The sequence below is a fragment of the Dietzia sp. NPDC055343 genome, assembly GCF_053645265.1.
The window spans coordinates 57,780-80,244 of the sequence record NZ_JBSHMJ010000017.1 but is presented as its reverse complement, the minus strand read 5'-3'; the positions used below and the strand labels follow the sequence as shown (position 1 = coordinate 80,244).

Sequence of the window (22,465 nt, the reverse complement as noted above, 5' to 3'; positions counted from 1 at the left end):
GTACGGATACCGGGCGGCGGCTCTCTTCACGTGGGGACGGGGCGGGCCTCGTCGTCGTCCCCTCGGCCCCTCGCTTCCCCCGTCCAGCTCCTTCGCCACCACATACCCCGATGCAGCCAGGGTGTTGTACTAGCTCCCTGAGACCGCCCTCGGGCGATGTGCGCGGAACGCTCTCGGCGACGCTCGAAACGCTACTTGACCAGCAGCTCCGCGATCTGGATGGTGTTCAGCGCCGCACCCTTACGCAGGTTGTCGCCCGAGACCACCAGGTTGAGCCCCTTGTTGCCCTCGATCGACTGGTCCTGACGGATGCGACCGACCAGCGACTCGTCGATGCCCACGGCCTCGAGCGGCGTCGGCACGTCCACGACCTTCACGCCCGGCGCCTTCGACAGCAGCTCGCGCGCCTGCTCCGGCGTGATGTCCTCGGCGAACTCGGCGTTGATGGTCAGCGTGTGGCCCGTGTACACCGGCACGCGCACGCAGGTGCCCGCCACGGGCAGCCCCGGGATGTCGAGGATCTTGCGCGACTCGTTGCGCAGCTTCTGCTCCTCGTCGGTCTCCTCGGAACCGTCGTCGACGATCGCACCCGCCAGCGGCAGCACGTTGAACGCGATCGGCGCCACGTACGGCCCCGTCTCGCCGGCCTGCAGCGCGCCGCCGTCGTGCACCAGCTCGTGCCCGGCCGCCACGTTGTTGGTCACCTGGTCGTTGAGCGTGTCCACGCCGGCCAGCCCCGAACCCGACACCGCCTGGTACGTCGACACCACGAGCCGCTTCAGCCCCGCCGCGTCGTGCAGCACCTTGAGCACCGGCATCGCGGCCATGGTGGTGCAGTTGGGGTTGGCGATGATGCCCTTGGGAGGGTTCTTGGCCGCGCCCGGGTTCACCTCGGAGACCACCAGGGGAACGTCCGGGTCCTTGCGCCAGGCGCTGGAATTGTCGACGACGACGGCGCCGGCAGCCGCGAACCGGGGCGCCTGCTCCTTGGACATCGTGCCGCCAGCCGAGAAGAGGGCGATGTCGATGCCCTGGAGCTCCTCATCGGTGGTGGCCGCGGTGTCCTCCACGACGATGTCCTCGCCCCGGAACGGCAGCGTGGTCCCGGCCGAACGGGCGGAAGCGAAGAACCGGACCTTGTCGGCCGGGAAGTCCCGCTCCTCGAGCAGGGCACGCATGACGCGCCCCACCTGGCCCGTGGCTCCGACTACGGCGACAGTGGTCATCTGCGAGGTCAACTCCTGAAAGTCTTGTCGTCCCGGCCCGTCGCGGACGGGTGCTCCGCCCTGCGCTCGACCGACCGGCGAACGACCATACTACCGACCCCGCGCCTGCCGATCCGAGGCGTGCGTCACGGGGCCCGACGGCGGCGTCGAGCAGCGCCCCGTCAAGAAGCGGGTTCAGCCCGCATCGCGCGAGAAGGTAGTGCGCCGAACCCTCTTGAGGACGGACTTGAGGACGGAGGGGTGTAGTGCGAAATGACGGGAACTCCTCCCTCGGACCGAATCATCCACAGGCCCTGAACTCTCCACAAGCCATGCCCATTCGAGCCAGTCGGGACGGGGTGGTGGCGTCGTCGTCGTCGATCCTTGTCCCATGCGCGACTTTCGGCCACCCCAACGGACCCGCGACCTCATCCCCAACCTCGGGCGACGGCTCGGCGCGAGCGGCTACAACCGACTCCACCGGGGACTCTGGATCCCGCACGGGATCGACGAGACGGATCCGATGGTGCGGATCGCCGCGATCTCGGCACTCTGCCCCGACGCGGTGGTGACCGGCTGGCTGGCCGCCGAAGCTCACGGACACAGGGGCGCACCGCGCGACTACATCGACGAGTTCGCCTGTGGCACACGACGTGTCGACAGGCCCGGGATGATCGGACGCCAGTACACGATCCCGCGCGAGCACACCGGGACACTGACGTTCGGCCCCGACAGGCTCGGCCGGATAGCCTCGCCGGCGTGGGCCTTGTTCGACATCGCACGGCGGGACGATCCGACCAACGCGGTCATCGCACTCGACGGATCGCCGAGAATCGGCGTCGATCCCGAGCGAGATGTCAGACCGCTCGCAGAGACCCCGCGACGCCTGCCGGGCAAGCGGCGGGCCCTCGCTGCGCTCGAACTCTGTGACACCGGGGCCATGGACTCCCCCTGGGAGACCCGCACCCGACTCTTCCTGCACAAGCACGGATTCGAGGGCTTCGAGACTCAGGTGTCGATTCCCGGACTCCCCTACAGGCTCGACCTGGGGAATCGGCGACTGAAGATCGCGGTCGAGTACGACGGCGAGTATCACCGGGCGCCCGACCAGCACGCCAGGGATCTGACGCGATGGAATCGGATCCGCAAGTTCGGCTGGCTGCACTACCCGGTGACCACCACGATGATCACCCGCGACGAGCATCAGACCGCCGCCGACATCCGGCAGGGCATCCGAGCTCGCGAGGGCAATCCGCCGGGCGCGACGGGGTGAACTACCCGGGCTGCCGGGCCGGGCCAGCCAACCCGGACGTGGCCACGCCAACGAGCAGAGGGTTCGGCACACACGCACTCGAGCGATGTGGGCCGAACCCTCTGATGGACGGGCCGCCGTAGGACGCGCCGCCGTAGGACGCGCCGCCGCGGGACTGGCCGCCATGGGACGGGCCGCCGTAGGACGCGCCGCCGTGGGCCGGGCAGCCCTGGAACGGGCCGCCGTAGGACGGGTTGCAACGGGACACCGCCCCAGCCCGCCGAAACCTAGCGGCCGGTGCCGGCGTAGACCTGCGCCTCCTCCTCGCCACCGAGCTCGAAGGCGTCGTGCAGCGCGCGCACGCAGTCGTTGAGTTCCTCCTCGCGGACGAGCGCCGAGATCCGGATCTCCGAGGTGGAGATGAGCTCGATGTTGACGCCCGCCGCGGAGATGGCCTCACAGAACGTCGCGGTGACGCCCGGGTGCGACTTCATCCCGGCGCCGACGAGGGACACCTTGCCCACGTTGTCGTCGTAGAGCACCTGGTCGATGCCCAGCTCGTCCTTGGCCTTGGTCAGCACCTCGGTGGCCTTGGCGCCCACCTCGAGCGGGCAGGTGAAGGTGATGTCGGTTTTACCGGAGGAGCGCGACACGTTCTGCAGGACCATGTCGATGTTGATCTCTGCGTCGGCGACCATGCGGAACACCTTGGCGGCGTAGCCGGGCTGGTCGGGGATGCCGACCACCGTGATCTTGGCCTCCGAGGCGTCGTGTGCGACTCCGGTCAGCAATGCGTCTTCCACGGGGATGTCCTCCACATTTCCCGCCACGAGCGTGCCGGGGTCGTTCGAATACGAAGAGCGGACGCGCAGCGGCACCTGGTTGCGGCGCGCGAACTCGACGCTGCGCAGGTTGAGGATCTTGGACCCGACGGCCGCCATCTCCTGCATCTCCTCGTACGAGATGGTGTCGAGCTTGCGGGCGTTGGGCACGATCCGCGGGTCGGCGGTGTAGATGCCGTCGACGTCCGAGTAGATCTCGCACACGTCCGCGCCGAGCGAGGCGGCCAGGGCCACCGCGGTGGTGTCGGAGCCGCCGCGTCCCAGCGTCGTGACGTCGCGGGTCTCCCTCGACACTCCCTGGAAGCCGGCGACGAGCGTGATCTTGCCCTCGTCGAGCGCCTCGCGGACGCGGCCCGGGGTGATGTCGATGATCCGGCTGTTGCCGTGCCGGGTGGTGGTGATGATCCCGGCCTGCGACCCGGTGAACGAGTACGCCTCCATCCCGAACGAGCTGATGGCCATCGCGAGCAGCGCGTTGGAGATCCGCTCACCCGAGGTGAGCAGCATGTCCATCTCGCGCTGCGGCGGCGACGGGCAGACCTGGTCCGCCAGGTCCAGCAACTCGTCGGTGGTGTCTCCCATCGCCGAGGCGACCACCACTACGTCGTTCCCGGCCTTCTTCGTATCCACGATCCGTTCGGCCACCCGTCGGATCCGTTCTGCGGACTCCACGGAGGAGCCGCCGTACTTCTGCACTACCAGTGCCACGCGGTCACACCCTTCCGGTGCTGATCGGCTTTTTCCGGTGTTGTTCGGCCTAACGCGTGCCCACTTTACGGGAGGTGTTTACTCGTCATAGATGACGGAAACCTGGGCGGCAGTTCTCCTGGCCCTCGCGTCCGCCCTCAGCCAGGCCCTCGGGACGGTGATGCGCCACCGGACGATGGACCGCGCGGGGGGCCGACTCGAGGGCCGGTTCGGCGTTCTCGCCAGCCGTTATTGGTGGTCCGGAATGCTCATCAGCCTGGCCGGTTTCGCCTTCCAGGGCCTGGCGCTGGCGTTCGGTTCGCTGATCCTCGTCCAGACGATCTCGGTCACCTCACTCATCTTCGCGTTGCCGCTGGGCGCGTGGATGAACCACCGCCAGGTGTCCAAGACGGAGTTGTTCTGGGGCCACGTGCTGACGGCGTGCGTGATGGTGTTGGTGATCTTCGGCCGCCCGACCGGGGGTGAGGCGCATCCGACCTTCTGGGAGTGGGTGCTGGCGTGTGTGGGTGGTCTCGTCGTCGTCGGGATCCTCCTGCGCTTCGCGCGGCGCCGGCACTCCAACGGGGGCCGCGCGGTGCTGTTCGGCGTGGCGGGCGGCGCGGCGTTCGCGTACGTGGCGCTGTTCACCAAGGGCGTGACGCAGCGCTGGCACGAGGGTGGCGCGTGGGAGGTGGCCACGACGGGCGAGGTGTACGCGCTGGGGGTCGCGGCGGTGGCGGCGTTGACGTTGCAGCAGATGTCGTTCGAGGCGGGCGCGGTGCACCAGGCGGTGCCGGCGTCGACCGTCACGACGCCGGTGATCTCGCTGGTGTTGGGCGTGCTGGTGTTGGGCGAGCGGTTCCAGGTGGACGGCGCGCACCTGGTGTTGCTGGCGGTGACGCTGGCGGTGATGGCCGTGGCGACGGTCGCGCTGGCCCGCAAGGAGGTCGGCCCGGGGCCGCCCGGGGCCGGCCGTGTCGCCGTGGCGGGTGGTCAACGCGGCGCCGACGTGGGCGGAGACGGCGCCGTGGGTGGAGACGGTCCCGCGGCGGGTGGCGACCTTCACGACCACGACGACGACAACGCCGCCACCGCCTGAACACGCACTGAGCAGATCGCCGAGGCGGGACCGCACGGTCCCCACCGCCTGCATGTCTCACATACACTAAATTTTATGCGCCTCACACGCCCCTGTGGCACCGTAAGCACCATGAGTCACACGCGCCCCGCGCGCCTGGGCCGGCTCGCCGCTGCAGTCTCGGCCGTCGGCGCTGTCGTCGTCGGCACCCTCGTTTCACCCGTCACCCTCACGGCCCCCACCGCCGGCGCGGTGGTGGGCGGCACGACCTCCGGCGCCGCGCCGTGGGCCGTCCAGATCACCACCTTCCACGGCATCCCCGGAACGCCCTGTTCAGGCGTGGTGATCGACCCGTTCTGGGTGGCCACCGCCGCGCACTGCGGCCCGGCCGACCCGCGCGCGTTCACCCTCGGCTTCGGCACCATGGGCACCGTTCCGGGCGGTTTCGCCGGGACCGCCTCGCTCGCGAACCCGACCATCGTCGGCGGGTTCGGGTCCCTGGACACCGGCAGCCTCGGCCGACACACCCCGGCGGCCGCCTACCACGCGCCGGCCGGCGACCTGATGCTCCTCAAGCTCCGCCACCCCGCGCCCTCCCCGGCCGTGCTGCGCGCCGGCACCGACCCCGCGCCCGGCGCGATCCTGCGCTTCCACGGCTTCGGCGGCGTCGCGCCCGGTCCGCAGGCGCCGCGCTCGGCCGAGGTGCTCACCGGCCTGACCCGTCTCGAGCGGATGGAACCCCGCGGCGGTTCGTGGATCGGCCGCTCCCACACCATCCAGGGAGGCTTCAGCTTCGGCGACTCCGGCGGGCCCGTCTTCCACGGGGACCGCCTGGTGGGCATCCACTCCGGCTCCGACCACGCGAGTCGCCGGGCGGACGGCACCAACCCCGCCTGGTACGAGTCGATCCCCGCGCAGAACGGCTGGATCAACTGGATGATCGCCCATCGCTGATGCCGTTCACAGGAGCCGGCGGAGCCCGCCCACCCGCGCCCACAACAACATCGCCATGTCGAACCGCCGCGGTTTTTGTCACACTGAGCAGATGACCCTGCCGGAGCTCGTGATCCGTCGCGCCTCGCGCGCCGACGTCGACCTCGTGCTGTCCGCCGGCGACCTGCTCGCCACGCCGCCCACCGCCGAGTGGACCCAGGACTTCCTCGACCGCGGCTCGAACATGCTGATCCTGGCCGTGTACGAGGATGTTCCGGTGGGGATGCTCGTGGGCGTGGAGACCGGACACCTGGGCGAGAGCCCCGACCTGTTCGTCTACGGGATCAGGGTGCGCGAGGACCTCCGCCACCAGGGGCTGGCTCACCGGCTCGTCGACAAGGCGGTCGAGATCGCCGAGGAGGCCGGCTGCACCCGCGTGTGGGGGTCGGTGCACCGCTCGGACGCGGAGAACGAGCGTGACCTCGGTCCCGGGTCCCCGTTCCACGCGACCGACGAGGACGCCGATCCGAGCGCGCGGCCGGAAAGCACCTCCAGCCAGTCCACGACCTTCGTCATCCCGATACCGTGACGGACACCGAAACTGTGTATCGTGACGGTCATGCAGCGCGTGCTCCTTCTTGGGTGCCGCGGCGGGGCCCGCTGAGGCGGACCGGCTCCCCGTCGCGGGATCTTTTCGCGCCGGTCCGTGTTCCACTGATCGCACCTCTAGGGAAGTTGAGCCCCCGAAATGAATCCCGCTGACGCTTTCGTGTCGTCGTCGTCGACCATCACTCCCCCCTCCAAGCCGGGTCGCCCCGGCCAGCCCGCCTGGAACACCCAGCGCGGTTCGTCCATGCCGTGGCACCGCTACCGGCCGTTCGCCGAGGAGGTCGAGGACGTCTCGCTGCCCGACCGCACGTGGCCGGACAAGGTCATCACCCACGCCCCACAGTGGTGCGCCGTGGATCTGCGCGACGGCAACCAGGCGCTGATCGACCCCATGAGCCCCGCCCGCAAGCGCCGGATGTTCGAGCTGCTGGTGCGGATGGGCTACAAGGAGATCGAGGTCGGGTTCCCGTCGGCGTCGCAGACGGACTACGACTTCGTGCGGGAGATCATCGAGGACGACGCGATCCCCGACGACGTAACCATCCAGGTGCTGGTCCAGTGCCGGGAGGACCTCATCCGCCGCACGTTCGAGGCCTGCGAGGGCGCGACGAACGTGATCGTGCACTTCTACAACTCCACGTCGATCCTGCAGCGCCGCGTGGTGTTCCGTAAGGACCGCGACGCGATCAAGAAGATCGCCACCGACGCCGCCGAGCTGGTCAGCGAGATCGCGCGCGACTACCCCGACACCAACTGGCGCTGGCAGTACTCGCCCGAGTCGTTCACCGGCACCGAACTGGCGTTCTCCAAGGAGATCTGCGACGCCGTGACCGAGGTCGTGGGCGCGACCCGTGAGAACCCGATCATCATCAACCTGCCGGCCACGGTCGAGATGGCCACGCCCAACGTGTACGCCGACCAGATCGAGTGGATGCACCGGAACCTGGCGCACCGCGACGCCACCATCCTCTCGCTGCACCCGCACAACGACCGCGGCACCGGCGTGGCCGCCGCCGAGCTGGGCTTCCAGGCCGGCGCGGACCGCATCGAGGGCTGCCTGTTCGGCAACGGCGAGCGCACCGGCAACGTCTGCCTGGTGACGCTGGGCATGAACATGCTGACCCGCGGAGTCGACCCGCAGATCAACTTCTCCGACATGGACGAGATTCGTCGCACCGTCGAGTACGCCAACCAGCTGCGCGTGCCCGAGCGGCACCCGTACGGCGGCGACCTGGTCTTCACCGCGTTCTCCGGCTCGCACCAGGACGCCATCAACAAGGGCTTCGACGCCCTGCAGGCCGAGGCCGCCTCGCGCGGCGAGGATGTCGAGGACGTCACCTGGGAGGTCCCGTACCTGCCCGTCGACCCGAAGGACGAGGGCCGCACGTACGAGGCCGTCATCCGCGTGAACTCGCAGTCCGGCAAGGGCGGCGTCGCCTACATCATGAAGAGCGACTACGGCCTGCAACTGCCGCGGCGCCTGCAGGTGGAGTTCTCGCAGATCGTGCAGAACGTCACCGACTCCGAGGGTGGTGAGGTCACGCCCAAGGCGATGTGGGACATCTTCTCGCTCGAGTACCTGGACCGCGTCTCGCCCATGGAGCGCATGTCGCAGGTCCTGGTGCCCGCCGAGACCGACGACGGCGAGGACTCGATCGAGGCCGTCGTGAAGTGGAAGGGCGAGACCCGCGAGCTGCTCGGCTCGGGTAACGGTCCGCTGGCCGCGTTCGTGACCGCGCTCAACGAGATGTTCGACGACGAGGTACGCATCCTCGACTACACCGAGCACGCAATGACCGCCGGCGACGACGCCACCGCGGCCGCCTACGTCGAGGTGCAGTTCGGCAACCGCGTGTTCTGGGGGGTCGGCCGGGCCGGCTCCATCACCACCGCGTCGCTGCGGGCCGTGGTCTCCGCCGTGAACCGCGCCTACGCCGACGAGGCCGACGCGGATCCGGCGACCATCGGCAGCACCGAGGGCGCGCGCACCTGGGCGCCCTGACGGGCCGCTGGGGAGCCCGCGGAGGGCCCGAGGGGAGTCCCTTGCGCCTCATTAGTCACATGTCTCACTTCGGTAACAGAGGTCTCGATTTGGTTACGCCAAGCGCGTAATGTGGCGGCCGTTCGCGCCGATATGCATGGCGTCTGGTCAACGCAACCCGTCTGGAGTTCCTCATATGCCCGTGTCTCGCCGTGGCTTTCTCACCGCCGCATCGGTCGGGGTCGGTGCGGCGGTCGCCTCGACCGTCCGCGGCCCCCTCGCCGGAGCCAACCCGTTCGCCACCGGCTCACTCGGCGCCGCCCAGGACCTGATGCAGTCGATCTCCACCGGCAGCGGCATGGTCCAGCCCAACGGCCCGCTCGGGTACGTGGGTGTCACCTTCCCCAGCCCCGAGGACATCGCCGGACGCATCCGGTTCGCGTTCCCCGACGGCTCGGTGGGCGACTGGCAGCCGCTCGAGTTGCTGGACTCCGCCCCGGACAGCGGCAGTGTGCCGGCCTCCGAGCTCGTCGCCGCCCCGAGGGGCGCAGTGGGCTACGAGGTGGACGCGGCAGAGGGGGCCGAGGCCACCGTCTTCAGTGACGGCTCGGACCAGCGGCGCGACTACAGCCTCGGCAGCGTCGGTGCGCTCGGGCTGCCGATCATTCCGCGCGCCGCCTGGGGAGCCGGCGACGTCTCCGGCAACCGCTGGTCGCCGACCTACTTCCCCGCGCAGTCGATCACCATCCACCACACCGTCTCCGCACTGTTCGCCGACCATTCGGCCAGCGTGCGGGCGGTCTACAACTACCACGCCGACACTCTGGGCTGGGGCGACGTGGGCTATCACCTGCTCATCGACCCCAACGGCCGGATCTACCAGGGCCGCGGCGGCACTCCACTGGGCACCCCGGTCTTCCAGGTCCCGCCGGTCGCGGGCATCGCTCCGCCTGTCGTGACCGCCGGGCACGTCGGTGGGTTCAACAACGGCAATATCGGCATCGGTCTGCTCGGCAACTTCACCAGCACCCCGCCGACCGCGGCCGCCGTGGGCGCCACCATCGACTGTGTCCGCGCCCTGTGCAACGCCACTGGCATCAACCCGCGCGGCGGCATCACCTACCGCAACCCGCAGGGCGGGGCCACGCGTCCGATGCCCGCGGTCTCGGGACACCGCGACTGGGGCGGGACCGCCTGCCCGGGCAACGCCTTCTACCCGCAGATGCAGTTCATCCGCGACCACGCCGCCAACGGCTGGACCCCCCGGGCCGTCTCCTCGGCCGCGTTCGGGTCCTAAGGCACCGCTGGCGTCACCGTCGGTCCGGGGGTCGTGCCAGCGTAGTCCGTCACGCGTCTCGGCCGCTCCCCTGCAGGATCACCCAACCCGCCCGGTTGCGAATCCTGCAGGGGAGCAGTCGATTTCAACGAGGCGGATCCAGTCCTCAGTCGACATCTCGTGTTCACTCCACCGAGAACAACCCGTAGGGGACGCCGCATACTGTCGCATCGGTAAGCGGTACCCGGGCCCGCCGGTGTGCCGATCCGTCTACCGACGAGGTCCCCCACATGCGCAGTACTCGCGCCCTCTTCACGGTCGGAGCCACCGTGCTCGGCTGCCTCCTCACCGCCTCCTCACTCCCCGTCGCCGCAGCCTCGGTCGGCTCGCTCGGAGGCGGAGGCTCGCTGGGATCACTCGATGTGGGCGGCTCGCTCGGGAGCGACGAAATGCGTTTCGATCTGCAAGCTCACCGGGGCGGCCTGGGGCTCAACGTCGAGAGCTCTCCACAGGCCTTCGGTCATGCCCTCGAACTGGGCGTGACCACTCTCGAACTCGACACCCAGGTGACCGCCGACGGCGAGGTCGTGGTGACTCACGATCGCAAGCCCCGGACGGATGTCTGCCAAGACACCGAGCCCGTCGTGGCCGGCGACCCGATGTTCCCCTACACGGACCACTTCATCCACGACCTCACGCTGGAGCAGGTCCGGACCCTCGATTGTGGCTCCCTCCAGCGCCCCGGCTACCCCGATCAGCGCACGCATCCCGGGCAGCAGATGATGCTGCTGTCCGAGCTCTTCGACCTGGTCAAAGCCCATGGCGCCGACGGCCCGGACGGTGTGCGGATGAACATCGAGACGAAGGTCGAGGCCGGCGCCCCGGACGAGACCGCCCCGCGCGAGGAGTTCGTCTCGGCCGTCCACGAGGTGATCGCGGCCTCGGGCCTCGGGCAGCAGGTCACCATCCAGTCGTTCGACTGGGGCGCGTTGATGGCGATGCACGAGCTCGCTCCGTCGATCCCGCTCGTGGCCCTGACCAACCACGACTTCCTCGGAATCGGCGCCGCTGAGCCCTCACCGTGGCTGGGCGGGATCGATATCGCCGACTTCGACGGCGACGGAGTCGCAGCCGCGGCATCTATCGATGGTGTGGTCGCCTACTCGCCGGTCGCCACCCACCCCGATCAGAGCTGCACGATCGGTGCGGGCAGCTGCACGGCCTATGTGACCGCGGAGATGGTCGAGAACGCGCACGCGCGCGGTCTGAAGGTCATCCCGTGGACGGTCAACAATGCCCAGACCATGGAGTACCTCATGGACATCGGCGTGAACGGCATCATCACCGACCACCCGGACATGCTGCGCGAACTCCTCGCTGAGCGCGGCATGGAGCTGCCGCGGCAGTTCGCCCGCGAGGGCTGACGCGGCCGTCCGGGTCAGCCGCGGACGCTGAGGTCGGGTTCGCGCGTCACCCACCCCGGCCGGCTTCAGCCATACCGAGGCCCGATTTGGCACCCCACCTCGTCGAAAAGAGGATTTCGCACAGGACCACTCGGCCGTTACGGGCGAAATCCACTTATCGACGGGTGTCCGGGGGCCGGGGCGGCGGGGCGCGGGGGCCGGGCTGCGGGGGGCGGCTAGCGGTTTGGCAGCGGGCCGGGCGAGCCCGTCAGTCGCGGGCGCGGGTGGGCAGGAACATCCCGATCACCCAGTTGACCAGGCCGATCACAATGGCGCCGAAGAACGCCGCCCAGAACCCGCTGACCACGTACTCGGCGCCGAAGAGCTGGACCGCGCCGGTGATCCAGCTGGTCAGCATGAGCATCAGCGCGTTCACGACCAGCAGGAACAGGCCGAGCGTGAGGATGGTCAGCGGCAGCGAGAGGAGCTGCACGATCGGTTTGACCACCGCATTGACCAGCGTGAACACCACCGCCACGATCAGCAACGCCGTGACGGTGGGCACGCTGATCTGATCCTCGATCGCGCCGGCGCCCGGAGCGTAGATGACAGTGGTCTCGCGCAGGGAGATCCCCGGCACGATCAGCGTGGCCACCCACAGGGCGAGGGTGTTGACGATCAGTCTCAGCACCAGCACCATCGCCGGATCAGCTCCTCACATACGAGTCCGCCACGTCGAGTGCACGGTCGAAGATGTCCAGTCCCTCGTTCGCCTCGTCCGCGGTGATGATGCACGGCGGGACGACGTGGAAGCGGTTGTAGTTCATGAACAGCAGCAGGCCGTCCTTCTTGGCCGCACCGAAGGTCTTGGCCATGGCCTCTGAAGAACCACCGTACGGGGCGAGCGGCTCGCGGGTCTCGCGGTCCGCCACCATTTCGACGGCCCAGAACACACCCAGACCGCGGACCTCGCCGATCGACGGGTGCTTCTCGGCGAGCTCGCGCAGGCGCGGACCGATGACCTCCTCGCCGATGGTGCGCGCGTTCTCGACGATCTTCTCGTCGCGCATGAGGTTTATCGTCGCGACCACCGAGGCGCACGCCAGCGGGTGCCCGGCGTAGGTCAGGCCGCCGGTGTACGGGGTCTTCTCGAAGGAGGCGGCGATCCGGTCGTGCAGGATCACGCCACCGAGCGGCACGTAGCCCGAGTTGGAACCCTTGGCGAAGGTGATGAGGTCGGGCGCCCAGTCGTCGTCGCCGGACCGGAAGTTGTCCAGCGCGAGCCACTCGCCGGTGCGGCCGAAGCCGGACATGACCTCGTCGCAGATCATGACGATGCCGTACTTGTCGCAGATCTCGCGCACACCGCGCAGGTAGTCGGCGGGCGGCACCATGATGCCGACGGTGCCGGGAACGGACTCGATGATCAGCGCCGCGAAGTGGTCCGGCCCCTCGAGGCCGATGAGCGAGTCGAGGTGCTCGAGCGCGCGGTCGCACTCCTGCTTGTCGTTCTCCGCGTAGAACTGCGAGCGGTAGAGGAACGGCGCGTGGAAGTGGACGGCCCCGGTGTTACCCATGTCGTTGGCCCAGCGGCGGGTGTCGCCGGTGAGGTTCATCGAGGTGGTGGTGGCGCCGTGGTAGCTGCGGAACGCCGAGAGGGTCTTGTGGCGGCCCGTGTGGCGGCGGGCCATGCGGATCGCGTGCTCGACGGCCTCGGTACCGGCGTTGGTGAAGAACACGCGGTTCATACCAGCGGGCGCGACCTCGGCGACGAGGCGGGCGGCCTCGGCGCGGGCGCCGTTGGCGTGCGCCGGGTTGATGGTGCACAGCTCGGCGGCCTGATCCTGGATGGCCTTGACCACGACCGGGTGCTGGTGCCCGATGTTGGTGTTGACCAGCTGCGAGGTGAAGTCCAGCAGGCGGTTGTCGTCTCCGTCGGTGAGGTAGCAGCCCTCGGCGGCGGTGATGACCATCGGGTCGGAGGCGCCCCAGGCCGACCAGGGGGCCAGTACGTGGGCGCGCTCCTTGTCGTAGACCTCGCGGGCGGCGGCGTTCTGCGGAGCGGGCACGGGCATTCCTCTCGTTCGACAGCGATGGCGATTGCCCCCATCATGACAGCCCCGGGCCGTTCCCCCGTCCTCCCGGATCCACGATGCGGAAATGCAGGCCGCACGCGCAGGCTCGGGCGCCGAGCCGGACGCCGAGCCTGGCGTCGACCCGTGCGTCCTGTCAGAAGAGCGACTCCTGCGCGTCGTCGACGGGCCGCGCCGAACCGACGGGCTGCCCGGGCGCGACGTCCGCGAGCATCTCCACCAGCCGGGCCGAGCCCACCAGCTCGAGCCCCTTCTTGCGCGCGAACGCCGCGCGGCCCCGCACCGCGTTCGGGGCGTCGCACACCGCGAGTGAGGTTCGGGAGGTGATCCGGTCGGCCAGGTAGAGACCGGAGTCGACGACGAGACCGACGATCTCTTCGGGATCGCGATCCACGTCCTGGGTGAACACCACCTCCATGCCCTGGACCAGCCTGCCACCGCGCTTCAGCCGCCCGGCCGGACGCCAGAGACGGGGCGCGGCCACCGCCTCCGCCCAGATGGTCGACACCAGGAAGCCGGTCTCGGGGTGCGCGACCATCGCCTCGAGTTGACGCACGGACGGGGCCGCGCCCTTCTGGTCGGCCACCGTACGCAGGCCGGAGAACACGCCGGCCAACACCAGCGCGTCGTCGTGCGCGTCGTGCGCGGACCGCTGCTCGACCCCGAAGTGCTCGGCGAGCGTCGCGAGTTTGAGGTCCCGGGTCGACAGGTGCAGGCGCCCGGCGAAGTCGAGCGTGCAGACGTACTGCGTCAGAGGCGGCTCCAGGCCCACCCGCCGGGCCTCGGCGGCCAGGAACGACGCGTCGAACGTGGCGTTGTGAGCCACGACCGTGCGGCCCTCCAGCACCCGGGTCAGCTCCGGCGCGATGTCCTCGAAGCGCGGTTTGCCGGCGAGCAGCGCCGGGGTGAGGCCGTGCACATGGACGGGCCCCGGATCGACTCCTGGGTTGAGCAGGCTCGTGAACTCTTCGACCACCTCGCCATCGTCATCCACCACCACCGCCGCCACCGACAACACCCGGTCGACCGCGGGGGTCATCCCCGAGGTCTCGACGTCAACCACCACCCAGCCAGCCATGCGCTCCATCGTGGCACGCGCCACCGACATCCCCGCTTTCCCTGCGCCCGCCGTCCGGATCACTCCATGTCGGACGCGTTGGCTAGTCTCGACGCCGATCGATCAGCGCCGGCGGCCTCACGTCCGGCCCGGGCTCAGGAGGACGCCGTGTCGCGGTACCGGTCGAACACCCCTGCGGCCCTCCTGCGCGATGCCCCGGCACGGGCGCGCCGCCGCACCCGCAGCTGGATCGTCGGGGTGGTCGGCGCGTATCTGCTGGTGTGCCTGGCCGCCCTGCTGGGGGTCGCCGCGACCGCTCCCGGCGCCTCCTCGGGCTCGTCGCAGGCCGCACATCCGCGGGGGTCGGGCGTCGTTCCGGCCGCCGAGCGCGCCGCGCCGGACGGCAGGGTCGAGGACACCTCCCACGCCGTGCGGTGGCTGCCCGTCGGGTGGGCCGACGTGCGCCCGCTGCTGACCGGAACCGTCGCGCAGGCGAGCGACGAGGGCTTCGAACTGGCGGCGTGTGTGCTGGCCATCGACTCTGCCGACGAGCGGGTGGTGTGCGCCGGCAACGACGAGCCGCGCTACGCCGCCTCCGTCATCAAGGTGGCCTACGCGGTGGGCGCGCTCGAGGCGTGGGGCGGCGATCCCGAGGCCGAGACGCCATACGGCCGGCTGGGGGACCTGCTCGAGGACGCCATCACGGTCTCGGACAACGAGGCCGCCAACGTGTTGTACGAGCTGGCGGCCGAGGGACCCACGGCGCCCGACGTCGGCACCCCGATCGAGGCGATCAACGCCATCGCCGACCGCGTGGGGTTGGCCGACGAGTTCCACACCGGCGGCGCGTTCACCTACGAGTGGACCGGCGACTGGAGTCGGGTGAGCGCGCTCGGCAGCGTCGGCTACCTCAACGAGCTGGTCCGGGCCGCCGACGGTCGCGCCGAGACCGGCGAGTCCCTGACCACCCCGGCGGTGGCCCGGCAGGTGCTGGCGCTGATGCTCCAGCAGGAGCGGAACTGGAAGCTGCCGGACCGCCTGCCGTCGGGCTCGGTGGCCAACAAGACCGGCGAGACGGACACGGAGTCGCACGACGTCGCCGTCATCAACACCGCGAGTGGCCGGTACGCGGTCGCGGTGATCAGCACCTCGGACGGCATGTACTCCACCCCCGACCATCTGATGTCGCAGCTCGCCTACGACGTGGCGGACGCACTCGGCGGTGCGGCGAGGTTCTGAGCCGACTACCGGGGCGTCGAGAAATCCCGGACCCGGTCCGGCGGCCCGCACACCACCATCACGTCGCCCGGTGTGAGCACCGTGCCCTCGGCGGGCGCGGCGTATCCCCCGGCGTCTCGCTTGAGCGCCACCAGCCGCACCCCCTCGCGATCCTCCAGCGCGACCGTGTCGATCGGCGTCCCGAGCAGTCGGTCCGGTGGATGGGTCTTTGCCAGGGCCAGCTCGTCGTCGACCTGGGAGTAGTCCAACAGCGAGGCGGTGACCATGTTCCCCACCCGTCGGCCCATCTCCGCTTCGGGGAACACCACGTGCGTGGCCCCCACCCGGTCGAGGATCCGGCCGTGCGTGGCGGTGACCGCCTTGGCCCAGATGTCGGGGATGCCGAGCTCTGCGAGCAGAGTGGTGGTGAGGATGGACGCCTCGATGTCCGAGCCGATCGCCACGACGGCGTGCGTGTAGTCGGCTACGCCAGCCTGCCGCAGCGCCTCGTCATCGGTGGAGTCGGCCACCACGGCGTGGGTGAGCACGTCGGCCACGGCCTGCACCTGCTTCGGGTCGACGTCCATGGCCAGGACCTCGATGCCGCGCTCGGTAAGAGTGCGCGCCAGGGCCGTGCCGAACCGACCGAGACCCACCACCGCGACGCGACCGTGGTCGCCGCCGTGTCTGGGAAGTCCGAACATCATGTGCTCCTTCGTGCGGGACGGACCGGGTCAACCGACCACGACCCGGTCCTCGGGGTAGTCGTAGTGGCGGTGGACGGTGCGCAGGGCCAGGCTCGTGGCCAGCGTGATGGGGCCGAGTCGGCCGATGTACATCAGCAGGATCACCAGCGCCTGCGCCTCCCCTGGGAGCGACGGGGTGATGCCGGTCGTCAGGCCGACCGTGCCGAATGCGGAGATCACCTCGAAGAGAATCTGGTCCAGCGAGTACTCGGTGATGATCGACAAGGCGAGAGTGGCGGCAAAGACCAGTCCGACGGACAGCAACGCCACGGTGACGGCCTGCCGCTGCACGTCGGGGGCGACGGACCGGCGCATGACGTGCACCTTCGCCTCCCCGCGTACCTCCGACCAGATCAGCACGGCGAGCAGCGCGAACGTGGTGACCTTGATGCCGCCCGCCGTACCGGCACTGCCGCCGCCGATGAACATGAGGACATCCGAGACCAACCAGCTCTGGGTGCGCATCTGGGCGATGTCGAGGGTGTTGAAACCGGCCGTGCGCACGGTGATCCCGTGGAAGCCCGCACCTGTGAGCTTGTCGATCACCGGCCACCCACCGATCGTCCGCTGATTGGTCCACTCCAACAGCACGAACGCCACGATTCCGACCACCATCAGCACGCCGTACGTGGCCAGGGTGAGCCGGGTGTGGACGGAGATCACGCGCCGCGCACCGGCGGTCTCGTACCGGCCGGCGAGCTGCCGACGGAGTTCGAGCAGCACCGGGAAGCCGAGGCCTCCCACGACGATCGCCGCGGCGATGGGCCAGATCACGAGCGGGTCCGTGGCGTAGGACATCAGATTGTCCGAGCGCAGGCCGAAGCCGGCATTGTTGAAGGCGGAGACCGCGTGGAACACGCCGAACCAGGCGGCCCGGCCCGGGTGCATGTCGTAGCTGAGGTGGAACCGCACGGCGAGCACGAGCGCAATGACCGCCTCCACCGCGAGCGCAGTGCGCAGGATGCCGAGGATCACGCGCCGCAGGTCGCCCAGTCCCTCGCCGCGGCGTTCGCTGAGGACCGTCAACCCCATCCGCAGGCCCAGGCGGTCGGACACGAGCATGCCCAGCAGCGTGGCCAGGGTCATCACGCCGAGTCCACCGACCTGGATGAGAAGGAGGATCACCACGTCGCCGACGATCGACCAGTGCACCGCCGTGTCGACCACCGTCAGGCCGGTCACGCAGACCGCGGAGGTGGCGGTGAAGAGCGCGGGAAGAGGCGCGGTCCAGGTGCCGTCCGCCGAGGAGACGGGCAGCATCAGCAGAAGTGTGCCCAGTACTGCGGCGGCGAGGAATCCCGCCACCACGAGGCGCGCCGGGCGTCGCGCGTCCAGCGCGGTGCCGGCTGGTCGGGGCAACGCGGTCATTCGCCGGGGGCCCGGCGTGTGTGGTGACACGAACGACGACTGTAGCCCTCCCACGACCGGTCGTAGAGTGATGCTGATCACTGCCGGTGGCGGGCACGGTGGAATGGTCATCCGTCTGTCGGCCGCGCCTGCCTAGACTCGTCGCATGAGTTCCCGCGCGCACCCCCGCCCGGCCTTGTCCGACGCGCCCCCCACGGCGCTGACCGCGCGCGGCCGGGCGGCCGTCGCGGCGAGCCGGCTGGCGACGTGGGCGTCGCGGGTGTCGGGCCGCGGGTCGGGCGGGATGATCGGCGGCCTGGTCGCGCTCAAGCTCGATCCGGGCCTCATGGCGCAGCTCGCCGCAGGGCGGCGGTCGGCGCTGGTCACGGGGACCAACGGCAAGTCGACGACGACGAGAATGCTCACCGCCGCGCTCGCCACCACCGGCCCGGTGGCGTCCAACGCCAATGGCGACAACATGGACGCCGGGATCGTGTCGGCACTGAGCGCCGACCGCACTGCCCGACTGGCGGCGATCGAGGTCGACGAGTTGCACACGCCGGCGGTCGCGGAGAACACGCGTCCCGAGGCGATCGTGCTGCTCAACCTGAGCCGCGACCAGCTGGACCGGGTCGGGGAGATCAACTCGATCGAGCGGCGGCTGCGGGCCGGGGTCGCGGCGCAGCCGCAGGCCACGCTGGTCGCGAACTGCGACGACGTGATGATCACCTCGATCGCCTACGACAATCCGTCGGTGGTGTGGGTGGCCGCTGGCGCTCCGTGGTCGGGCGACTCGGTGAGCTGCCCGCGGACCGGCGAGCCGATCACCCGCACCGTCGATGGGACTGGCGCGGTGCGCTGGCGGTCGACGGCGCCGCTGCCGGACGGGCGCGAGTTCGCGCGGCCGGAGCCGGACTGGCGGGTCGACGACGAGGCCATCCACGGGCCGGACGGGTTCTCGGCGCCGATGCGTCTGGCGATCCCGGGGCGGGCCAATCGCGGCAACGCGGCCCAGGCCGTGGCCGCGGCGGTGGCGATGGGTGCGGACCCGGCCGCCGCCGTGCGGGCGGTGGAGGGCGTCGACGACGTCGCGGGCCGCTACTCGACCGTGGACGTGGACGGGCGCGCCGCGCACCTGCTGTTGGCCAAGAATCCGGCCGGCTGGCAGGAGGCGCTCGGCATGATCGACACCTCCGCCGACGGTCTGGTGATCGCGGTGAACGGTCAGACCGGCGACGGCGTGGACTTGTCCTGGCTGTGGGACGTGCGCTTCGAGAGTTTCGAGGGCGTGTCCGTGTACGCCTCGGGTGAGCGCGCCGCCGATCTCTCGGTTCGGCTGACGTACGCCGGGATCGACCACGTGCTCGAACCGGATCCTCTGGCCGCGATCCGGCGGTGCCCGGCCGGCCGGGTCGAGGTGCTGGCCAACTACACGGCGTTCCGTGACCTGGGCCGGGCGATCGCCGCGGCGGGATTCGGCCCCGCCGCCTCTGACGCGAAGGAGCAGCAGCGATGACCGACGACCAGAGCATTCCCCGCCCGGCCGAAGCCCGCGGAGCTGACGCCGGCGCGGCCCCCTCGCCATCCACCGTCTCCCCGCTCGACACCGTCTCCCCCGCCTCGCAGCGGCCCACCGAGTCGACGGTACGGATCGGGCTGGTGTTGCCGGATGTCATGGGAACCTACGGCGACGACGGCAACTCCCTCGTCCTGCGCCAGCGTCTGCGGTGGCGGGGCTACGACGCCGAAATCGTGCGGATCACCCTCGACGACGAAGTCCCCGACTCCTGCGATCTCTACACGGTCGGCGGCGGAGAGGACTCTGCACAGAAGTTGGCCTCCCGGCACCTGACCGGGTCGCCCGGCCTGCAGCGTGCGGTCGAGCGTGGCGCTCCGGTGCTTGCGATCTGCGCCGGGATGCAGGTGTTCGGCGAGTGGTTCGTCGTCTCGGACGGCTCCCGCGCGCCCGGCCTCGGCTTGCTCGACATCACCACGTCGCCGCAGGCGAGCCGGACGATCGGCGAACTGGCGGTCGAGCCGCAGCTCGACGGGCTGTCGCAGCCGTTGACGGGTTTCGAGAACCACATGGGCGCCACCGTCCTCGGCCCTTCAGCCAAGCCGCTCGGCCGCGTCATTTCCGGCGTCGGCAACGGCATCCCGGCCGACTCTTCCGACGTTGACGGTGCCGCCTCCGGCCGTGGCGCCGGCCAGCGGGTCGAGGGCGTGGTGCAGGGATCGATCATCGCGACCTACATGCACGGCCCCGCGCTCGCCCGGAACCCCGAGCTGGCGGATCTACTTCTGTGCCGGGCGCTGGGCGTGGACTCGCTGCCGTCCGTCGACATCGCCGCCGTGGAACAGTTGCGTCGCGAGCGCATGGCGGCCGCCCGGCGGTGATCTGCCGGCCCGCCCCGGCTCGAATCGACGACGGGGGTGAGCGGACGCTCCGGGTGACCGATCCCGGGTGCCGCTGAGCCACGCTGACCTACCCTCTGGAACATGTGTGATCACCACGGCCCAGCATCCCTTACCGGCACCGTGACCCCTCCCGATCCCGCGGTCGAGGCAGCGCAGGTGCGCGCGCTGTGGGAGCCGCTGGGCCTGCCGGGCATCATCGACGTCCACACGCACTTCATGCCGAAGAACGTGATGGACAAGGTGTGGGATTACTTCAGTGCCGCCGGGCCGAAGATCGGCCGCCCGTGGCCGATCACCTACCGGGAGGCCGAGGACGCGCGTGTCGAGCGTTTGCGCTCCTACGGGGTGCTGGCGTTCTCGTCGATGCTCTACCCGCACAAGCCGGAGATGGGCGCGTGGCTCAATTCGTGGTCGGCGGAGTTCGCGTCCCGCCACCCCGACTGCCTGCACACGTCGACGTTCTTTCCCGAGCCGAGTGCCGGGGACTACGTCCGCGACGCGATCGACGCCGGCACGAGGGTGTTCAAGTCCCACATCCAGGTGGGCGAGTACGACCCTCGCGATCCGCTGCTCGACCCGGTGTGGGGGCAGCTGACCGAGGCGCAGGTGCCGACGGTCATCCACTGTGGCGGCGGCCCGGTGCCGGGGACGTTCACGGGGCCGGAGCCGATCGCCGCGGTGCTCGAGAGGTTCCCGACGCTGCCGCTGATCATCGCCCACATGGGGATGGGCGAGTACTCGGAGTTCCTGGATCTGACCGAGAAGTACCCGAACGTCTACCTGGACACGACCATGGCGTTCACCGACTTCGTCGAGGAGACCCTGCCGTTCCCTCCGGCGGAACGCGGACGGCTCGCGGACCTGGGTGACAAAATCCTGCTGGGGACGGACTTCCCGAATATCCCGTACCCGTACGCCGAGCAACTCGAGGCCCTGATCGGGCTCGGGCTGGGCGAGGACTGGCTACGGGCGGTGTGGCACGGAAACGCCGCCCGGCTGTTCGACCTCTGACGGGGCCCGGCCCGGGTAGCTGATGTCCGGGCCGGTCCCCGAATCCTCCTCGGATGCCTCCGCGGGAGCTGCCGACGACTCAGCCGACGACGCGACCGGCGACCGGGGCGGGGTGTCCATCTGTTCGGGCTGGAGGACACCGCCCGCGCGGGCGACGGCCTGGCCGGGGGTTCCGGAGAGGATGCGCCGCCCGGACAGCGCGCTGCCCAGGGTGAGTTCGTCGGCGAACTCGAGGTCCGCCCCCATCGGTAGGCCGGAGGCCAGGCGGGACACCACGAGATCGGGGAACGGACGCAGCAGCCGGGCGAGGTACGTGCTGGTCGCCTCGCCCGTGGTGTTGGGGTCTGTCGCGATGATGATCTCGGCGATCTCGGCACCCTCGAACTCCTGGCCGACGCGGCGCATCAGTCCGGCGATCCGCAACTCGTTGGGTCCGATTCCGTTGATGGGATCGAGTGCGCCGCCGAGGACGTGGTACAGCCCGTGGAACTCGCGCGTCCGCTCGATGGCCTCGATGTCCTTGGGCTCTTCGACGACGCACACGAGGCTGGGGTCGCGGCGGGGGTCGGAGCAGATGCGGCAGCGTTCGGCGGCGGCGACGGTGCCGCAGATCTCGCAGTAGGTGACGCCCTCGACGACGGCCTGGAGTGCCGAACGGAGGCGCTCGACCGACTCCGGCTCGGCCTGCAGCAGGTGGAACGCCAGGCGTTGTGCCGACTTCGGACCGATGCCCGGCAGCTTGCCGAACTCGTCGATCAGATTCTGAACCGGTCCTTCGTACATCGCGCTTCCCGTGATCTTGCTGTCCCGGCGGCGAGAACACCGTCGGGTTGCGGGGCCCGGAACATTCCGGGCCCCGCGGGCTCACATTCCGAGGCCGCCCATCATGTCACCGAGGCCGCCGCCGGAGGCCAGCGGGCCGAGGCGGGTCTCGGCGAGCTGCTGGACCTTGACGTGAGCGTCGCCGAACGCGCCGACGAGAAGGTCCTGCAAGGTGTCGACATCCTCCGGGTCAACGACCTTCGGGTCGATCGCCACGCCGGTGACCTCACCCGTGCCGCGCATGGAGACGGTGACGAGACCGCCGCCGGCCTGGCCGTCGACCGTGCTCGCGGCGATCTCCTGCTGCGCCTCGGCGAGCTGGGCCTGCATCTGCTGGGCCTGCTGGAGGAGTGCGTTCATGTCGGGTCCGGGCTGCATCTTGGGGTCCTTTCGGCGGTGTACTGGGCTCTGCCTGTTCCTGCCCGGGGTCGGCCCCGGTCGGTCGGCACCCAGCGTAACCGTCCGATCGGACACAGTGCCGTGCCCG

19 protein-coding genes and 1 pseudogene are annotated in these 22,465 nt (G+C 70.1%); 11 read left to right on the top strand and 9 right to left on the bottom strand.

The window, feature by feature from the left end:
- Window positions 1–191: 191 nt before the first annotated feature.
- A complete protein-coding gene (locus tag ACWIE7_RS10225) occupies window positions 192–1,226 on the bottom strand; it encodes an aspartate-semialdehyde dehydrogenase (RefSeq protein WP_454057862.1) in 1,035 nt (344 codons plus the stop codon).
- 370 nt (window positions 1,227–1,596) lie between these two features.
- On the opposite strand from ACWIE7_RS10225, the gene ACWIE7_RS10220 reads away from it, so the two are divergent.
- Window positions 1,597–2,478, top strand: coding sequence for an endonuclease domain-containing protein (locus tag ACWIE7_RS10220; RefSeq protein ID WP_454069206.1), 882 nt, complete (start codon window positions 1,597–1,599; stop codon window positions 2,476–2,478).
- A gap of 266 nt (window positions 2,479–2,744) precedes the next feature.
- Here the strand turns inward: ACWIE7_RS10220 and ACWIE7_RS10215 are convergent, their stop codons facing one another.
- Window positions 2,745–4,007, bottom strand: a complete 1,263-nt coding sequence (locus tag ACWIE7_RS10215) for an aspartate kinase (protein ID WP_452100081.1) — start codon at window positions 4,005–4,007, stop codon at window positions 2,745–2,747.
- A gap of 91 nt (window positions 4,008–4,098) precedes the next feature.
- On the opposite strand from ACWIE7_RS10215, the gene ACWIE7_RS10210 reads away from it, so the two are divergent.
- The 6 genes from ACWIE7_RS10210 (at window position 4,099) to ACWIE7_RS10185 (ending at window position 11,287) form a co-directional block, all read left to right on the top strand.
- Complete coding sequence (locus ACWIE7_RS10210; RefSeq protein WP_454069205.1) at window positions 4,099–5,085, top strand: DMT family transporter; 987 nt, start codon at window positions 4,099–4,101, stop codon at window positions 5,083–5,085.
- Window positions 5,086–5,196: 111 nt separating this feature from the next.
- On the top strand, window positions 5,197–6,018 hold the full coding sequence (locus ACWIE7_RS10205; protein ID WP_454069204.1) for a trypsin-like serine protease: 822 nt from the start codon (window positions 5,197–5,199) through the stop codon (window positions 6,016–6,018).
- 91 nt (window positions 6,019–6,109) lie between these two features.
- Window positions 6,110–6,586: a GNAT family N-acetyltransferase gene (locus tag ACWIE7_RS10200; RefSeq protein ID WP_454069203.1), complete on the top strand. Its 477-nt coding sequence runs from the start codon at window positions 6,110–6,112 to the stop codon at window positions 6,584–6,586.
- Window positions 6,587–6,745: 159 nt separating this feature from the next.
- Window positions 6,746–8,608 (top strand): 2-isopropylmalate synthase, encoded by a 1,863-nt coding sequence (gene leuA / locus ACWIE7_RS10195; RefSeq protein ID WP_452100085.1) that lies wholly within the window; start codon window positions 6,746–6,748, stop codon window positions 8,606–8,608.
- A gap of 175 nt (window positions 8,609–8,783) precedes the next feature.
- Window positions 8,784–9,884: a peptidoglycan recognition protein family protein gene (locus ACWIE7_RS10190; RefSeq protein ID WP_452100086.1), complete on the top strand. Its 1,101-nt coding sequence runs from the start codon at window positions 8,784–8,786 to the stop codon at window positions 9,882–9,884.
- Between the two features lie 269 nt (window positions 9,885–10,153).
- The gene (locus tag ACWIE7_RS10185; RefSeq protein ID WP_454069202.1) at window positions 10,154–11,287 is read left to right on the top strand and encodes a glycerophosphodiester phosphodiesterase family protein; all 1,134 of its coding nucleotides are present in this window, start codon (window positions 10,154–10,156) and stop codon (window positions 11,285–11,287) included.
- A 247-nt stretch (window positions 11,288–11,534) separates the two neighbouring features.
- Here ACWIE7_RS10185 and ACWIE7_RS10180 read toward each other — a convergent pair whose 3' ends face one another.
- The 3 genes from ACWIE7_RS10180 to ACWIE7_RS10170 all read right to left on the bottom strand — a co-directional run bounded on the left by ACWIE7_RS10180 (window position 11,535) and on the right by ACWIE7_RS10170 (window position 14,467).
- On the bottom strand, window positions 11,535–11,966 hold the full coding sequence (locus ACWIE7_RS10180; protein ID WP_452100088.1) for a phage holin family protein: 432 nt from the start codon (window positions 11,964–11,966) through the stop codon (window positions 11,535–11,537).
- A 7-nt stretch (window positions 11,967–11,973) separates the two neighbouring features.
- Window positions 11,974–13,341 carry an aminotransferase class III-fold pyridoxal phosphate-dependent enzyme gene (locus ACWIE7_RS10175; protein ID WP_452100089.1) on the bottom strand — a complete coding sequence of 456 codons (1,368 nt, stop codon included), beginning with the start codon at window positions 13,339–13,341 and terminating at the stop codon, window positions 11,974–11,976.
- 154 nt (window positions 13,342–13,495) lie between these two features.
- A complete protein-coding gene (locus ACWIE7_RS10170; protein ID WP_454057868.1) occupies window positions 13,496–14,467 on the bottom strand; it encodes an exonuclease domain-containing protein in 972 nt (323 codons plus the stop codon).
- Window positions 14,468–14,584: 117 nt separating this feature from the next.
- On the opposite strand from ACWIE7_RS10170, the gene ACWIE7_RS10165 reads away from it, so the two are divergent.
- Window positions 14,585–15,655, top strand: a complete 1,071-nt coding sequence (locus ACWIE7_RS10165; RefSeq protein WP_452100091.1) for a serine hydrolase — start codon at window positions 14,585–14,587, stop codon at window positions 15,653–15,655.
- Window positions 15,656–15,660: 5 nt separating this feature from the next.
- On the opposite strand, the gene ACWIE7_RS10160 is transcribed toward ACWIE7_RS10165, so the two are convergent.
- Together ACWIE7_RS10160 and ACWIE7_RS10155 are read right to left on the bottom strand one after the other, a co-directional pair.
- On the bottom strand, window positions 15,661–16,341 hold the full coding sequence (locus tag ACWIE7_RS10160; RefSeq protein WP_452100092.1) for a potassium channel family protein: 681 nt from the start codon (window positions 16,339–16,341) through the stop codon (window positions 15,661–15,663).
- Window positions 16,342–16,368: 27 nt separating this feature from the next.
- Complete coding sequence (locus ACWIE7_RS10155) at window positions 16,369–17,778, bottom strand: TrkH family potassium uptake protein (RefSeq protein ID WP_454069201.1); 1,410 nt, start codon at window positions 17,776–17,778, stop codon at window positions 16,369–16,371.
- A gap of 115 nt (window positions 17,779–17,893) precedes the next feature.
- On the opposite strand from ACWIE7_RS10155, the gene ACWIE7_RS10150 reads away from it, so the two are divergent.
- The 3 genes from ACWIE7_RS10150 to ACWIE7_RS10140 all read left to right on the top strand — a co-directional run bounded on the left by ACWIE7_RS10150 (window position 17,894) and on the right by ACWIE7_RS10140 (window position 21,156).
- Window positions 17,894–19,243, top strand: a complete 1,350-nt coding sequence (locus ACWIE7_RS10150; RefSeq protein WP_454069200.1) for a MurT ligase domain-containing protein — start codon at window positions 17,894–17,896, stop codon at window positions 19,241–19,243.
- The gene (locus tag ACWIE7_RS10145; RefSeq protein WP_454069199.1) at window positions 19,240–20,124 is read left to right on the top strand and encodes a type 1 glutamine amidotransferase; all 885 of its coding nucleotides are present in this window, start codon (window positions 19,240–19,242) and stop codon (window positions 20,122–20,124) included. Before ACWIE7_RS10150 ends, ACWIE7_RS10145 begins: the two co-directional genes overlap by 4 nt.
- 102 nt (window positions 20,125–20,226) lie before the next feature.
- Complete coding sequence (locus tag ACWIE7_RS10140) at window positions 20,227–21,156, top strand: amidohydrolase family protein (protein WP_452100096.1); 930 nt, start codon at window positions 20,227–20,229, stop codon at window positions 21,154–21,156.
- A gap of 177 nt (window positions 21,157–21,333) precedes the next feature.
- Here ACWIE7_RS10140 and recR read toward each other — a convergent pair.
- Window positions 21,334–21,939 (bottom strand): annotated as a pseudogene (gene recR / locus ACWIE7_RS10135) (recombination mediator RecR); the annotation flags it as partial.
- Between the two features lie 81 nt (window positions 21,940–22,020).
- A complete protein-coding gene (locus tag ACWIE7_RS10130) occupies window positions 22,021–22,356 on the bottom strand; it encodes a YbaB/EbfC family nucleoid-associated protein (protein ID WP_344992187.1) in 336 nt (111 codons plus the stop codon).
- Window positions 22,357–22,465 lie beyond the last annotated feature (109 nt).

Bases quoted from the DNA above. Each gene is read 5' to 3' on its own strand.
- ACWIE7_RS10225 (WP_454057862.1), bottom strand. From the start codon at position 1,226: ATGACCACTGTCGCCGTAGTCGGAGCCACGGGCCAGGTGGGGCGCGTC.
- ACWIE7_RS10220 (WP_454069206.1), top strand. From the start codon at position 1,597: ATGCGCGACTTTCGGCCACCCCAACGGACCCGCGACCTCATCCCCAAC.
- ACWIE7_RS10210 (WP_454069205.1), top strand. From the start codon at position 4,099: ATGACGGAAACCTGGGCGGCAGTTCTCCTGGCCCTCGCGTCCGCCCTC.
- ACWIE7_RS10205 (WP_454069204.1), top strand. From the start codon at position 5,197: ATGAGTCACACGCGCCCCGCGCGCCTGGGCCGGCTCGCCGCTGCAGTC.
- ACWIE7_RS10200 (WP_454069203.1), top strand. From the start codon at position 6,110: ATGACCCTGCCGGAGCTCGTGATCCGTCGCGCCTCGCGCGCCGACGTC.
- leuA (WP_452100085.1), top strand. From the start codon at position 6,746: ATGAATCCCGCTGACGCTTTCGTGTCGTCGTCGTCGACCATCACTCCC.
- ACWIE7_RS10190 (WP_452100086.1), top strand. From the start codon at position 8,784: ATGCCCGTGTCTCGCCGTGGCTTTCTCACCGCCGCATCGGTCGGGGTC.
- ACWIE7_RS10185 (WP_454069202.1), top strand. From the start codon at position 10,154: ATGCGCAGTACTCGCGCCCTCTTCACGGTCGGAGCCACCGTGCTCGGC.
- ACWIE7_RS10180 (WP_452100088.1), bottom strand. From the start codon at position 11,966: ATGGTGCTGGTGCTGAGACTGATCGTCAACACCCTCGCCCTGTGGGTG.
- ACWIE7_RS10175 (WP_452100089.1), bottom strand. From the start codon at position 13,341: ATGCCCGTGCCCGCTCCGCAGAACGCCGCCGCCCGCGAGGTCTACGAC.
- ACWIE7_RS10170 (WP_454057868.1), bottom strand. From the start codon at position 14,467: ATGTCGGTGGCGCGTGCCACGATGGAGCGCATGGCTGGCTGGGTGGTG.
- ACWIE7_RS10160 (WP_452100092.1), bottom strand. From the start codon at position 16,341: ATGATGTTCGGACTTCCCAGACACGGCGGCGACCACGGTCGCGTCGCG.
- ACWIE7_RS10150 (WP_454069200.1), top strand. From the start codon at position 17,894: ATGAGTTCCCGCGCGCACCCCCGCCCGGCCTTGTCCGACGCGCCCCCC.
- ACWIE7_RS10145 (WP_454069199.1), top strand. From the start codon at position 19,240: ATGACCGACGACCAGAGCATTCCCCGCCCGGCCGAAGCCCGCGGAGCT.
- ACWIE7_RS10140 (WP_452100096.1), top strand. From the start codon at position 20,227: ATGTGTGATCACCACGGCCCAGCATCCCTTACCGGCACCGTGACCCCT.
- ACWIE7_RS10130 (WP_344992187.1), bottom strand. From the start codon at position 22,356: ATGCAGCCCGGACCCGACATGAACGCACTCCTCCAGCAGGCCCAGCAG.